This is a genomic window from Arcobacter sp. F155 (genome assembly GCF_004116455.1).
Classification (GTDB): domain Bacteria; phylum Campylobacterota; class Campylobacteria; order Campylobacterales; family Arcobacteraceae; genus Halarcobacter.
The window spans coordinates 39,493-54,127 of the sequence record NZ_PDJU01000005.1 but is presented as its reverse complement, the minus strand read 5'-3'; the positions used below and the strand labels follow the sequence as shown (position 1 = coordinate 54,127).

Sequence of the window (14,635 nt, the reverse complement as noted above, 5' to 3'; positions counted from 1 at the left end):
AATGTTATTAAACATGAATAATAATTTGAAGATACTTTTTACAGCCTTTATTTTGACAACAGTCACTTTTGTGACGATTATCCTTTATTTGATAAATAACAAAATTGAACAGCAATTAGAATCAGAAAAAGAGATTCTAGATGTGACATATAAAACAATTATTGATTCTTATAAAACTAATTCAAATATCATCTACTTTAATAAACTTGATACAAAAGAAGTTAAAGAAATAATATTTAATGCCTATGAAGCAAATGAAGCTCAAAAAAACAGAATAAGAAAAAATCTACACGAAGAACTTTTATATATGTATGAAAACATGCATAGTTTTAAAATCAAACAACTTCACTTTCATCTAAAAGACAATGAAAGCTTTTTAAGATTTCACCGTCCAGAAAAGTTTGGAGATAACCTTTCAAATATCAGAGCAACTGTTATGTACACAAATAAAAACAGACAAGCTATTCAAGGTTTTGAAGAGGGAAGAGTTTTCAACGGCTATAGATTTGTTTATCCTCTTAGTTACAAAATGAAATATCTAGGAAGTGTAGAAGTTTCAGTTTCTATGAATGCTATTATTAAATCTTTAAATAAAGAGTTAAAAGCAGATATTGATTTCATAATAAAAAAAGAGGTTGTAGATGCAAAAGTATTTGACTCAGAAATATCTAACTATAGACTTTGCGAAACAAACAATGCTTACTACCATGAAAAATCAATTAGTAAAAAGAAAAATATCGTTATAGAAGATATCACTGAAAACTATATAGATACAAATAAAGAAGAGTTTTTAGCAAAAAAAGATAGCAATAAGATATTTAACTTTACTTCAACATATGAAGACAAAAGATATATAACTACATACTTACCTATTAAAAATGCCATTTCAAAAGAAAAAGTTGCATACTTAATAATAACAAGAGAACACCCTCACTTACAAAATGCAATAAATAAATTTCAAACTTCATTGATGTTTTTTATTATCTTAAACTCTTTATTTTTCTACTTTTTATTTAAATCTGAAAAGAGAAAAATACAATTAAAACACAAAGATGAGATACTTGATGAACTACAAGTTATGGGACACATTGGCTATTGGGAAAGAAACAATATAAATAAAAAACTAACTTGGAGTGAAGAGTTATTTAAAATTCTTGAAGTAAAAGAGGATGAAATTACTCCTTCATATAAAAACTTTATGAAGTTTATTCATAAAGAGGATTTCAAAAGAATAAATACAATCTATAAAAAGTTCTTCAAAAATCTTCTTGATTATAAAGCTGAGTTTAGAATTATAACTGCTTCTGGAAAAGTGAAGTTTGTAGAACAAGAAGCCCATCACATACTTGATGAAGAAGGTAAAGCAATACGTTCAATTGGTACATTAAGAGATGTAACTGAAATAAAAAATTTCCAAATTGAAGCGGAATATTCAAAAAAAGAGTTTGAGCTTTTAGTTTCAAATATTCCTGATATTGTGTATAAAAGAGAAATTGATAAAGCCCAAACAGTAACATATTTAAATGATAGTTTAAAAAATATTTTAGGCTATGAAAATGAAGATTTACTTTTTAATAGTAGAATTTCATTCAGCCAAATAATCCATGAAGATGACTTAAGACAAGTGGAATACTCTTTAGAGAATCTAGCTAAAAGTGATATTACTAAAGCTATTACATTAAAGTATAGACTAAAACAAAAATCTGGAAACTCTATTTGGATAAGTGATAGATTTAAAATCATGAGAAAAGATAATAAAAAGTATCTTGAAGGGATTATTAGTGATATTAACTCACAAAAAAATGCCTATGACAAGCTATATAAATTTATCGATTTACAACAAAATATTGTAATCCTTACAGATGGAGAAAAACTTCAATTTGCAAATAAAAGTTTCTTTGAGTTTTTTAACTATAGAAATCTATCTCACTTTTTACAAGACTATAATTGTATTTGTGAACTATTCTTAGATGATAATAATTACTTTAATCTAACGAAAATAGAAAACCATAATGATTGGGTTCAAGAACTACAAAAGCTTCCTCAAACAAGTAGAATTGTAGCTATCAATGATAATAATGGAAGAAAAAAATCTTTTTCTGTAACTATTAATAGTTTTGAAAACTCACTATTTATAGTTAGCTTTACAGATATTACAGAAACAATTTTAATGAATCAAGAGTTACAGCAAAAAACTATCCATGATAAACTAACAAATGCTTACAATAGAGAGTATTTTGAGCTTATTAATAAAAAGTTTATCTATGAAGCAGACCAAAACCCAACTACAAGTTTTGCCTTATGTCTTGTAGATATAGACTTTTTCAAAAAAGTAAATGATACCTTTGGGCATGATGTTGGGGATATTACTTTAATAGATTTAGTAAAAGTTATTAACTCTTCTATTAGAAAAGAAGATATTTTAGTTAGATGGGGTGGAGAAGAGTTTATTTTACTTATGAAAAATGTTACAGAGGAAACTCTTCAAACTTCGTTAGAGCACATTAAAAGTGTAGTTATAAAACATGAGTTTGAGATAATTGGAAACTTAACTTGTAGTTTTGGAGCAACAATCTATAAAAAAGATGAAAATATAAAAGATACAATCAAAAGAGCTGATATAAATCTATACACAGCTAAGAAAACTGGGAGAAATAAAATAGTTATATCATAAGGGTTTAAGTAATATATACATACAATATTCCATAAATTATTTTAAGGACTTTTATGGAACCAAACTATGATAAGATCATTGTACTAATCATTGTATTTACAGCTTCGTTTATAACTTGGAAAATAATCAAGGATTTCTATAAACAACGTTTTCATATGATTTTTGCACACTTAATTGCTATCGTAACTTCTTCATTCATGTTACTTTCTACAATGTTTTTATTTATGCCTAAAAACTACCAAAGAGGTGCGGGTCCAGAAGTTGAGTTAAGTTTCAACTCTATTGCAATTGTATTTGTAATGGTGTTTGTGATTTTTATGCTGTTTAGCTATCTTCCAAATAGAAAAAAGTAAGGTTTCCCTTACTTTTTCTTATTTAAAAACTTTAGTGTAGCATCGATGATATCGTCATCATCTTTGCTTGAACTCTTTATTGTTTCTTTTGTATCATCTAATTTTGTAAATGTTATATTCATCTCATAAGACGAGATAGTTTTAATTCCTTGACCTAATGCAAGTATTTTTATAATGATTAACTCTAAGAACTGTTTTGTTGGAATATCTGGCTTACCAAATCTATCTTCCATCTCTTCTTCTATTTCATAAACTTCTTGTTTACTGTGACATTTAGAAAGTCTTCTATATAGTTCAAGTCTTACTCTATCTTCAACTATATAATCACTTGAGATAAATGCAGAAATAGCTAATTTAATATCAACAGTTTTAGCTTCCTCTTTTGTATCTCCACTTAAACTTGCAAGTGCATCTTCTAACATCTTTAAATATAGTCCATAACCAATTTGTTTGATATGACCACTTTGTGCTTCACCAATGATATTTCCACCACCTCTGATTTCTAAATCTTGATGAGCTAAAGCAGTTCCTGAACCTAAATAAGAGTTTGATTCTAGGGCTACTAATCTTTTAATAGCATCATTAGTGATTTGTTTTTTATCTTCAACAACGTAGTAACAGAATCCTTCTTTATCACTTCTTCCAACTCTTCCTCTTAGTTGGTGTAAATCAGCAATACCAAATCTATCTGCCCCATCAATGATAATTGAGTTTGCGTTTGGTAAGTGAAGTCCTGATTCTACAATTGAAGTAGCAAGTAAGATATCAAACTCTTTATTATCAAACTTCTCGATTATCTCTTCTGCTTCTTTTGGTTTAATTTTAGAGTGAATTATTTCTATTTTAATATTTGGAACAATCTCTTCTATATCAGCTTTTTTAGCTTCTATTGAAGCAATGTTGTTATGAACATAGAAAAGTTGTCCTCCACGTCTTTTTTCCCTTAAAACAATCTCTTTAATAAGCTTATCACTATACTCTTTTACATAAGTTCTAACACCTAGTCTCTCGCTTGGAGGAGTAAGAAGTGAACTCATACCTTTTAGTTTAGAAAGGGCTAAATTTAGTGTTCTAGGAATTGGAGTAGCACTCATAGAGAAAATATGAACATCTTCTCTTAGACTTTTTAGTTTCTCTTTTTGTTTTACTCCAAACTTGTGTTCTTCATCAATAACAACAAGGGCTAAGTCATTTGTTTTTACACTAAGTAATGAGTGAGTTCCAACTACAAGGTCTAAACTTCCATCTTCAAGTGACTTTTTAACTTGGTTTTTCTCTTTAGCTGTTGATTTTCCATCAAGTTTAGCCATTCTGATACCAAACTCTTCAAATCTTTTTTGCATCCCATGGAAGTGTTGTGTTGCAAGTAAAGTTGTTGGACATACAAAAATAGCTTGATGACCATCTAAAACAGTTGCTAAAATTGCATTCATAGCAACTTCTGTTTTACCAAAACCAACATCACCAGAAAGAAGTCTATCCATAACTCTTCCAGAACTTAAGTCCTCAAAGATTTCTCTTACACTTCTTGCTTGATCTTTTGTATATTCAAAGCCTGCACTATTTTGGAAATCTTTTAATACTTGTTTATCAGTATTTATTTTTATTCCATTGATTAGTTCTCTAGCAGCTGCAATTTTAATAATATCATTTGCAATAGCAAATAGCTTATCTTTTACTTTCTCTTTTAGTTTTGCAAAACTTCCCTTACCTAGCTTATCAACTACAGCGTAAGAGCTTCCGTCACTAACATATCTATCAATTAAATCAATATTTTCTACAGGAATTAAAAGCTTGTCATCCCCTGCATAAGTTACAACAACAAAATCTCTTTTTGCTCCCATAACTACAACTGGGTCTATTCCTTTGTATTGACCAATACCATGGGTTTCATGTACTACAAAATCTCCGACTTGAAGCTCATCAAGTACAAGTTTTACTTTCTTTTTTCTTCTTTTTTTAATCTCTTTATTAAGTGAAATGATTATCTCATCACTTCCAATAAGATTGATAATATAGTTTTCAAAAACATAATTTATATTAGAATTAGAAAGTTCTAAATCAAAAGATTTTACCTTAGCTTCAGAAGAAGAGATAATAGTCACTTTCTTATCTTCATGGAAAGTTAAAAACTCTTTTATATTTGCTGGTGCTATTTCTTGATAGGATTTTGAGTTAAATACTTGAGGTAGAGTTAAAAATTTGTCTTTATTTATTCTTTTATCTTCAAATACATAAACCTCTTCTAACTCATCTAAGGCTTCTAAAGTTACATAAGAGTTTAACTTTTGTGGCAAATATTCACCTAGTTCACCTAAATACCAAAAACCTAAAGAGTGTATATCTTTAATAAATGCATCACTTTCTACACTCTCTATTTGCTCATTTATTTCATCAAGGGAACTTTCATCAAGGGCTAAAAAAGCAGGAGTGATTTTAAAGTTTTCAATCTCATCTTTTGATGATTTTTGATCTTCAATATCAAACTCTCTGATACTCTCTACTTCATCATCAAAAAGTGATACTCTATATCCTGTTTCACTTCCTAAAGGACAAATATCTAAAATATCTCCTCTAATAGAAACTTCCGCTTCACTTGTTACAATATCTACAAAATAGTATCCCCAGTTATAAAGTTTTGTTTTTAACTCTTCTAAGTTTAAAGTATCTGCAAAACTTATCTCAAATGAGTCAAAGCACTTATCTTTTGGTAAAGGGAATGAAGCTGTTCTAATTGGAGCAATTAATATTTTGTCTTGTTTTTTATATGAGTAGTATTCGTTTAAAACTTTTGTTATATCTTGAAGTTCAGTAGAAAAAGATAATAAATCATCCCCATAATTTGCTCTAAAATCAGCTAAGCAAAAAGGTTTAAATCCTAAAAAAGAGACAATATCACTTGCTACTTGAGCTTGTTTATCATCATTTACGATTAAGAGTTGACACTCTTTTAATCTTTTTTCATCCTTTAAGTTCTTTAAATATTCATATATATTTTTCACTATTCTTCTTCTTTTGCTTCTTCAAAATCATTTGTTTGCTTATCATAATAATATGCTGGGTAAGGTGTTTCATTAAGCAAGAAAATTAAATTTGCATCAGTGAAACTGTTTTTTTGAAGTCCCTTTTTAAACACTTCTAAAATATATGCTTTTGTAGAAAATGTTGTTGTTGTAGATTTTGCAGTATAAACAAAATTTTCACCTTCTACAGGAGAAAAACCTTCTCTTTTTACATGTTTTTCAAATTTTTCTTTGTCTTCTAGCCCTGCTACATCAAGTAATACTAAAACGTCTAATTCTTCCATTTTTATCCTATTTATTTTTGCAGTAATTATTAAAAATGTATTTTATTTAAATAAGGTTTAATTTGGGGTTTAAAGCATTTTTTACACACTTTATCCTCACTATATAAATAGACTATAAAAAATTAAAGGAGAAAAGATGTTTGATTATATGCATATGAACATGACAATGTTCCACGGATTTTGGATGTTTATCTTTTGGCTTTTTATATTTTATGTATTAATATCTTTATTAAAAAAGGATAAGAAAGATAAAGATTCTGCAATTGATATACTAAAAAAACGTCTTGCTAAAGGTGAGATAACAAAAGAAGAGTACGAAGAGATAAAGAAAACCTTGGAGTAAAGGGCTATGAGTATAAAGTTTAATTAAAAAATTAAACTTTATACCAACTATCTAGTTTCCGTGATTCATCATTTGTGAATCATTCATGTGGTTTCCTGAGTTATTCATATGGTTTCCTTGGTTCCCATGATTTCCCATTTGTGAATCATTCATGTGATTTCCTGAATTATTCATATGGTTTCCTTGGTTCCCATGATTTCCCATTTGTGAATCATTCATGTGGTTTCCTGAATTATTCATATGGTTTTTTTGAACCTGCTGTTTTTGGTTCATCATCTGATTACTGCTACCTTGATTCATTCCATGAGCTAATGCTATGGAAGCGAACACTCCTACCCCAACTGCTGTTAATAATAGTCTTCTCATTACAAATCCTTTTTCTTTTTAGAACTATTGTAAAACTCTAATGAGGAAAAAGTGTGTAAATTCATAATATAAAAAATATTTTTATATTACTAATGTTGAAACCAATCCTATTATTCCACCAAATACTGCACCCCAAATAACAAGCCATCCTAAGTGCTCTTTTATCATATTTTGAACTAATTCTTTTACCATTTTGGGTGTTAGTTCATCTAATCTTGCATTTACTATTTTGCTTAACTTTTCATATACATCTTCACTTAAATCTTCAGATGTTAAGGCTTCATTTACAACAGCTTGAAAAGAGTCTGTTTGAGAAATTTTAACTATTGAAGCTTTTAGTTTTTCTACAAAAGGCTCTTTTAGTGGTTCTAATGCTGCTTCTCCACCAAACATTCCTAACATACCACCAAAAGGTGACTCTATAACTGATTCTTTTAAAGAGTCATAAGCAGGTGTAAAGTCCGTTTTATTTAATAGTTTTTCAAAATCAATTGTACTTTTTGCACTTGATACTTCATCTTTAAAGAAGTTTGTTAAGTTCTCTTTTGTAAAAAACTCATTCATAAGTAAGTTATGGATTGCATGTTTAAAAGCTTCAAACTTTTTTTCAATAACACCACTTCCATATAAAAATGGCACCTTTTCAAAAAGCATATGAATAGCCAAAGTATTTGTAATAGCACCACTTAAGGCAAACAGTCCAACCATAAAAATAGTATGGTTATCATTTGAATAACCAAATGCCATAATAAGTAAAGTCACTAAATTTGTAATATCACTTCTACTCATAAACGCCTCCTTATTTTATTTTGGGATTTTATCATAATTTACGTAATTTATTTATTACCCTATTCCTCTTAAAAAAAGTAACCACTTAAATAAAACCATGTAACTCATTTGTAATGCATTTATTTTAAAATTTCCAAACTAAGGAGTAAAAATGATAGATGTTCAAAAAGAGATAGCAAAGAAGTTTCCAAATATAAATAAAAACCCAAACTTCTTGAAAAAATCTTTAATTAACATTGCAAAAAAAGTTGTACATGAAAACTCAATAAATGAATTTTTAGAAAAACACTCACACCTAAAAGGTTTTGAGTTTGTTGATGCTGTATTAGACTATTTTAACTTTGACTATACAGTTTCAAGTAATGATTTACAAAACATTCCAAGTACTGGAAAAGTAGTAATTATTGCTAACCACCCACTTGGAGGATTAGATGCACTATCTTTATTAAAACTTGTTGGAACAATTAGAACTGATGTAAAGATTGTTGCAAATGATTTTTTAGTTGGAATTGATGCTTTAAAATCACTTTTCATTCCAATTGATAACTATAAAATGAGACAATCAAAAAAAGATATCCAATCAGTTTACAATGCTTTAAATAATGATGAAGCTGTGATTATATTCCCAGCAGGAGAAGTTAGCCGTGCTAGTGCAAAAGGAGTAAAAGATCCTTCTTGGAACAAAGGTTTTTTAAATTTTGCAATAAATACAAATGCTCCAATTTTACCTATTTTTATTGGTGGCAAAAACTCTAAAACTTTTTATACTATGTCGGTTTTAAATAAGACATTCTCAACACTTCTACTTTCCCATGAGATGTTTAAAAAGAAATCAACAAATATAAATATAAAGATAGGACAGATTATTCCAAATGAGAATATCAAACCAAAAGGTTTAGATAAGAAGTATCTTGTAAATATTTATAAAAAGCATCTATATGCTCTAAAAAAAGGCAAAAAGTCATTCTTTGAAACACAAAAAGCTATTGCTCATCCTCAGAAAAAAGAGGACATTATAAAAGAGCTTAAAAAGTCAAAGCTAATAGGTGAAACAAAAGATGGCAAAAAAATCTACCTTTATGATTATGAAGAGGATTCTGTAGTTTTAAAAGAGTTAGGAAGACTAAGGGAACTATCTTTTAGAAAAGTTGGTGAAGGTATAAACAAAAAAAGAGATACAGATAAGTATGATATTTATTATCAACACATCATTCTTTGGGATGAAAATGACTTAGAGATAGTTGGCTCATATAGAATAGGAAATGGTAAATTTATCAATGAAAACCTTGGGGTAAAAGGTTTTTACTCTAATACTTTGTTTAAATATAACAATAGATTTATTCCATATTTAAAAGACTCAATAGAGCTTGGAAGAAGTTTTGTACAACCAAAATATTGGGGAACAAGAGCCTTAGACTATCTTTGGTATGGAATTGGAGCATATTTAAAAAATCATCCTGAAATAAAATATATGTTTGGTCCAGTATCAATCTCAGGAAATTTCCCGAGTGCAGCAAAAGACTTAATGGTATTTCACTACTCATACTACTATGCAAATGATGAAGAGATGGTTGAAGCAAAAATACCATATCAATACTCTTCTCATAGTTTAGATTTAAGGTCAATCTTTGAATATAAAAGTAGAAAAGAGGACTTTAAAATTTTAAAATCAAGTCTAAATAGTATTGGAGTTGCGGTTCCTACACTATTTAAACAGTACTCAGATATTTGTGAAGAAGGTGGTGTTAAATTTTTAGGATTTAATGTTGACCCTGATTTCTCAGATTGTTTAGATGGTTTTATTTTAGTTGATGTAGAAAAAATCAAAGATAGTGCAAGAAAAAGATATATAGGCTAAGGTCTATATATCTTCTACTTTTGCTTTTATAATAAACTTTGCACCTTCATCATAAATATAATCAATAAAACCAAAAAGCTGAAATCTAACAATAGTATTTATAAGTTTTAATCCTAATGTTTTAGTATGAAGTTCATCAAATTCACCTTCTAAACCTTTACCATTATCTTTTACACTCATAATTAAAGTCTCTTTATCTTTTGTAATCTCTATATCTAACTTTGCCTCTTCATTTTTACAAAATGCATATTTGAAAGAGTTTGTTATTAACTCATTTAAAATCAAACCACAAGGCATAGCTTTTTCTATATTTAATTTTATCTCTTCCATTTTAATTGAAACAGCTACTTTATTGTTCATATCATAAGAGTGAGCTATTGTTGATACTAAATCTTTTACATAGGTTTTAAAAGGTATATCATTTATATTTTCAGATTCATAAAGTTTTCTATGTAAAAGTTCCATTGTAAAAATTCTTTCTTGAATATCTTTTAGAACTTTTCTTGTTTTTTCATCTTGTACATCTTCTTCTTGAAGTTCAATCAAACCAATTGTTAAAGCAAGATTGTTTTTAACTCTATGGTGAATCTCTTTTAAAAGTAACTCTTTTTCTTCTAGTGATCTTGTTATCTCTTTTGTTTTCTCTTCAACTTTTTTATCTAAGGTTTTAATATTATTTTCAAAAAGCTCTAACATAGAATCAAAAGCATGACCTAAGATACCAATATCATCATCACCATTAACCCTACTTCTTATATTTTTTTTACCTTGATTTACCTCTATTGCAGCTCTTGTAATTTTGTCAATATTTTTTAATATCCTTCTAAATAAAAATAGAATCAATAAAAAACTAATTGCAATAGTAAGTAGAGTTTCATTTAGTAAAACAATAATATCTTCACTATTTTTATTTATTATCTCTTCTTTATTTATACTATGGATTAAAATAAAATATCTATTGTTCTTTGCATTAGGACTTAGGTTTATAACCCAAGTTAAAACCTCTTTTCCATCTATTTTATGAGATATTGGTTTTTTTTCATCTGCTTCTAAAAGCTCTTTTAAACTTAAATCTCCTATTGGAAGATTTTTAACATTGGACAAATTACTTAGGGTATATCTACTTTTTCTTATATTTATATCATTTGAATATAAAGGAGTATCATACTCTTTAAACTCTGTATTAAGCCAAAAAAGTGCTGTCTTTGCTTCACTTAAACTTGTTCCAAATACAAGTTTTTCATGGAAATGTTTTTTTAACTCTTTTTCAAAAGGAGAGTGTCCAGGGTTTAAGCTACTATGACTACAAGCAAGAACTATATTGTTTTTATTATCTAAAGGAAAATTATAGTGATAAGTTTTTTGTTTTCTATATGCTTTTGAAGGATTATTTTTTACTCTTACCGTCCATTCTTTATAAGTTTTTGATTCATCAAAGTTTTCTATTTGAAAGGAACAGCCTTTTATATACTCATTTTTACTAAGATATGATAGAAGTTCTTCTTTAGAAAAAGAGTTTAAGAGCTTTTCATTTTGTAAAAACTCATTTGCAATCTTATTTTGAGTAAGCTCTCTTTCAAGGTTTGCTTGCATACCAATAGATTTACCAATAATCATAAATTGGTTTTTTATAATCATCAAAGTTCTAGTAATATGTTCTATTACATCTTTTTCATTTTCACTATGAATTTTAGGAATTGTTAATGCAGTTCTTATTCCATATATAAATATAAGCATAAGAAAAAATGAGAAAATTACCTTTGTAGTAAAGGAGTAGTTTTTTAGTTTAAATATCCTCGCCAACTATTTTTACCCTATAACCTTCTTCATATAAATTCTCAAAAGGATTAAATCCTAGTTTTGTTTTAAGTCTATAAATCAAAGACCTCAGCTTTGATAAGTCATATACATCTTCTCGCCAAATAAAGTTAAAAATAGTATCAAAACTAACTACCTTACCAGCTTCTTTTGTTAATATCTCAAATAGTTTTTTCTCATTTCTTGTTAATTTAAAAACCTCATCATTTACATATAATTCAGAAGTACTTCTATTATATTTAACACTATTTTCTAGATATAAAAAATCATCTTTTATCTGCTTAAAATTTTTTTTATTTTTAAAAAAGAATTGATGTTTATGCATTGCAGTATTTATTGCAACTTTTAGTTCTTCATTTCTACAAGGTTTTATTAAATATGCGTACGGTTCAGACTCCATAGCCTGATTTAAAATATTATCATTGTAGTATGAAGTTAAAAATATTATTGGTATATTAAAATTTTTCCATAAATAGTTTGCAACATCTATTCCTGTTTTTTTAGCATTTAGATTTATATCAATAATTGCTATATCTGGAAAATTGTTTTGAGCATGCAATATTGCGTGGTCAGGAGAAGTAGCAATTCCACTTACATTTAATCCTAACTTCTTTAATTTTAACTCCATTGCCATAGCTAAGATTGGTTCATCTTCAACCACAAGAACATCAAAATTTCTATTTGCTAATAAATTACTTGACACTTTTAAGCCTTTCTAATACTTATTATGATAATTAGACTCAGTATTGTATTGAAAAATTAATTAAATCTTACTTTTACAAATGATTTTGATAGCAATTATCAAAATATCATTTTTACATCATTTTTAATCAATACAATACGTTTACTAATTTTTTACACAAGGATTAAAATGAATATAAAAAGAAAAAGTTTACTTTCATTAGTAGCAATTACAACATTGAGTAATCTATATGCAAATGAGTCAAACCTTGGGGACATCACTGTAACTAGTGCTAGTGGATTTGAACAAAAGCTTGTAACAGCTCCTGCAAGTATCTCTGTAATCTCACAAGAAGATTTACATAAGAAACCATACACTAATCTTTTAGATGCAATGAAAGATATCGAAGGTGTTGACATTGGAGAAACAAGAGATAAATCAGGTCAAGGAAGTATTAGTATTAGAGGAATGGGTGGAGACTACACTTTAATATTAATTGATGGTAAAAAACAAAATAATAATGGAGATATCTACCCAAATAACTTTGGTGGTTTCCAAAATGCAAATTTACCACCACTAGAAGCTATTGAAAGAATTGAAGTGGTAAGAGGACCAATGAGTACACTTTATGGTGCTGATGCAATGGGTGGTGTTGTTAATATTATTACAAAAAAAGTTACTGACAAATGGGTTGGTTCTTTCACACAAAGTCAAACATTACAAAGTGATAGTCAATTTGGAAATGATAAAACAACTGATTTCTCTATAATGGGACCATTAATCAAAGACAAATTAGGTCTTAGTTTAAGAGGTAGTTATTACGATAAAGAAGAGTCTAATCCAGAAACAAGTTCAGGGTCTACTTTTGGTGGTGCTGGAAAAACTATGGATAACCAAAATTGGTCACTTGGGACTGGTTTAGTTTTTACACCAAATGATAAACATACTATTAGACTTGATTATGACATTATGAGACAAAAATATGATAATAGTGAGGGTCAAGTAGGAACTATTGATACTTATGAAACTTTATATAACGACCAAAGAGTTGGGTATGACGAGATTCAAAGAATGGAAAGAGAACAGTATGCTCTAACTTATGAAGCATTTTGGGATATTGGTAAAAGTACAGTAGGAATTCATCATATTAAATCTGAAAATCTTGGTAGAAGTCTTCCTCTAAATGCTTCAGAAAGAAGATATATTGAAGACAATAAAGGAGGATGGGCAGACTTAGATGCAGCATTAGCTGATCCTGTTTTTGCAAGCTTCATGCCAAGACCAGAAAGAACATTAAAATCTGAAACAACAACTTATGATGCAAAACTTGAAATGCCTTTTGACAATCACTTTGTTGTAGTTGGAGCACAATATGTTCAAGCAGAAGTTGAAGATGGAGTATTTGGAATGACAAGCTCTTCTACAACTGATTCAGGAGTAATTAGTTCATATGATCAATGGGCGTTATTTGCAGAAGATAGTTGGTCAATTCTTAACGATTTAACTCTTACTACTGGAATTAGATATGACGACCATGAAACATTTGGAAGCCATGTTAGTCCAAGGGCATATTTAGTATATAACCCTCTTCCAAGATGGACATTCAAAGGTGGAGTTGCGACAGGATATAAAACGCCTAAGACTACTGACCTTTATGAAGGTGTTACTGGGTTTGGAGGACAAGGTACTAGACCTTGGTTTGGAAACCCTGATTTAAAACCTGAAGAAAGTATCAATACAGAAATTGCAGCGTACTTTGAGCATGAAAGAGGTCATAACTTTAATATTACATTCTTTAAAAATGATTTCAAAGATAAAATTGAAAGAAGTACAGAAGAAGTAGATGTTCCAGCTGAATGGAGTGGTTTTAGAGTAGTTTCAGGTCAAATGCAAAATATCGATAATGCAGAGATTAAAGGTATTGAAATTGCTGGTAAATATCAACTTTTAGATAATTTAGCAATTAAAGCAAACTATACTTATACTGATTCAGAAAGAGAAGATACTGGGGATCCACTAACATCAAGTGCAAAACATCTTTATAGCTTAACTTTAGATTGGCAAACAACGCCTAAATGGAATAACTACTTAACTATGTCTGGAGAAAAAGATAGATGGAGAGGTGGTGCTGGTTCAAGAGGATTTAGTCCTGTAAATGAAGAAGATTTTGATTACTATAAAGATTACCATGTACTTGATTTAGGAACTTCTTATAAGGTTTCAAAAGACGTTACTTTTAATGCAAGAATTAATAACTTGCTTGACAAAGATTTTACCGAAACTGTTAGCTATGAAGATTCAACATCTGGTCTTCAAGAAGAAACTTATTCTTATAACCTTGCTCAAAAAAGAAGAGAGCTTTGGTTAAGTCTAAATATTAAATTCTAAAACAAATTTTTAATGCTCAAGTCTTTTGCGAATTTTTGACTTGGGCATTAATACTAT

At 28.6% G+C, this 14,635-nt stretch carries 11 protein-coding genes; 5 read left to right on the top strand and 6 right to left on the bottom strand.

The features are described from left to right. The first annotated feature begins 13 nt into the window (after positions 1–13). On the top strand, positions 14–2,674 hold the full coding sequence (locus CRV03_RS06810; protein ID WP_164968627.1) for a diguanylate cyclase domain-containing protein: 2,661 nt from the start codon (positions 14–16) through the stop codon (positions 2,672–2,674). Positions 2,675–2,727: 53 nt separating this feature from the next. Continuing rightward, on the top strand, positions 2,728–3,027 hold the full coding sequence (locus tag CRV03_RS06805; protein WP_129084400.1) for a hypothetical protein: 300 nt from the start codon (positions 2,728–2,730) through the stop codon (positions 3,025–3,027). 8 nt (positions 3,028–3,035) lie between these two features. Here the strand turns inward: CRV03_RS06805 and mfd are convergent, their stop codons facing one another. Further along, positions 3,036–6,029, bottom strand: coding sequence for a transcription-repair coupling factor (gene mfd / locus CRV03_RS06800; RefSeq protein ID WP_129084399.1), 2,994 nt, complete (start codon positions 6,027–6,029; stop codon positions 3,036–3,038). Continuing rightward, positions 6,029–6,334 carry a hypothetical protein gene (locus CRV03_RS06795; RefSeq protein ID WP_129084398.1) on the bottom strand — a complete coding sequence of 102 codons (306 nt, stop codon included), beginning with the start codon at positions 6,332–6,334 and terminating at the stop codon, positions 6,029–6,031. Before CRV03_RS06795 ends, mfd begins: the two co-directional genes overlap by 1 nt. A 136-nt stretch (positions 6,335–6,470) precedes the next feature. Here CRV03_RS06795 and CRV03_RS06790 point away from each other — a divergent pair, with 136 nt between their 5' ends. Next, a complete protein-coding gene (locus CRV03_RS06790) occupies positions 6,471–6,677 on the top strand; it encodes an SHOCT domain-containing protein (RefSeq protein WP_129084397.1) in 207 nt (68 codons plus the stop codon). A 51-nt stretch (positions 6,678–6,728) separates the two neighbouring features. Here CRV03_RS06790 and CRV03_RS06785 read toward each other — a convergent pair whose 3' ends face one another. Continuing rightward, complete coding sequence (locus CRV03_RS06785) at positions 6,729–7,043, bottom strand: hypothetical protein (RefSeq protein ID WP_129084396.1); 315 nt, start codon at positions 7,041–7,043, stop codon at positions 6,729–6,731. An 81-nt stretch (positions 7,044–7,124) separates the two neighbouring features. Further along, a complete protein-coding gene (locus tag CRV03_RS06780; RefSeq protein WP_129084395.1) occupies positions 7,125–7,832 on the bottom strand; it encodes a DUF445 family protein in 708 nt (235 codons plus the stop codon). Positions 7,833–7,983: 151 nt separating this feature from the next. On the opposite strand from CRV03_RS06780, the gene CRV03_RS06775 reads away from it, so the two are divergent. Beyond that, positions 7,984–9,690 (top strand): lysophospholipid acyltransferase family protein, encoded by a 1,707-nt coding sequence (locus CRV03_RS06775; protein WP_129084394.1) that lies wholly within the window; start codon positions 7,984–7,986, stop codon positions 9,688–9,690. 3 nt (positions 9,691–9,693) lie between these two features. Here the strand turns inward: CRV03_RS06775 and CRV03_RS06770 are convergent, their stop codons facing one another. Both CRV03_RS06770 and CRV03_RS06765 read right to left on the bottom strand, forming a co-directional pair. Beyond that, positions 9,694–11,493: a sensor histidine kinase gene (locus CRV03_RS06770; RefSeq protein WP_258239027.1), complete on the bottom strand. Its 1,800-nt coding sequence runs from the start codon at positions 11,491–11,493 to the stop codon at positions 9,694–9,696. Next, positions 11,477–12,211 (bottom strand): response regulator, encoded by a 735-nt coding sequence (locus CRV03_RS06765; RefSeq protein ID WP_129084392.1) that lies wholly within the window; start codon positions 12,209–12,211, stop codon positions 11,477–11,479. The genes CRV03_RS06770 and CRV03_RS06765 overlap by 17 nt, the downstream gene beginning before the upstream one ends. Before the next feature lie 168 nt (positions 12,212–12,379). On the opposite strand from CRV03_RS06765, the gene CRV03_RS06760 reads away from it, so the two are divergent. Next, on the top strand, positions 12,380–14,578 hold the full coding sequence (locus CRV03_RS06760) for a TonB-dependent receptor domain-containing protein (protein ID WP_129084391.1): 2,199 nt from the start codon (positions 12,380–12,382) through the stop codon (positions 14,576–14,578). Positions 14,579–14,635: the final 57 nt, after the last annotated feature.

Bases quoted from the DNA above. Each gene is read 5' to 3' on its own strand.
- CRV03_RS06795 (WP_129084398.1), bottom strand. From the start codon at position 6,334: ATGGAAGAATTAGACGTTTTAGTATTACTTGATGTAGCAGGGCTAGAA.
- CRV03_RS06780 (WP_129084395.1), bottom strand. From the start codon at position 7,832: ATGAGTAGAAGTGATATTACAAATTTAGTGACTTTACTTATTATGGCA.
- CRV03_RS06775 (WP_129084394.1), top strand. From the start codon at position 7,984: ATGATAGATGTTCAAAAAGAGATAGCAAAGAAGTTTCCAAATATAAAT.
- CRV03_RS06805 (WP_129084400.1), top strand. From the start codon at position 2,728: ATGGAACCAAACTATGATAAGATCATTGTACTAATCATTGTATTTACA.
- CRV03_RS06790 (WP_129084397.1), top strand. From the start codon at position 6,471: ATGTTTGATTATATGCATATGAACATGACAATGTTCCACGGATTTTGG.
- CRV03_RS06760 (WP_129084391.1), top strand. From the start codon at position 12,380: ATGAATATAAAAAGAAAAAGTTTACTTTCATTAGTAGCAATTACAACA.
- CRV03_RS06785 (WP_129084396.1), bottom strand. From the start codon at position 7,043: ATGAGAAGACTATTATTAACAGCAGTTGGGGTAGGAGTGTTCGCTTCC.
- CRV03_RS06810 (WP_164968627.1), top strand. From the start codon at position 14: ATGAATAATAATTTGAAGATACTTTTTACAGCCTTTATTTTGACAACA.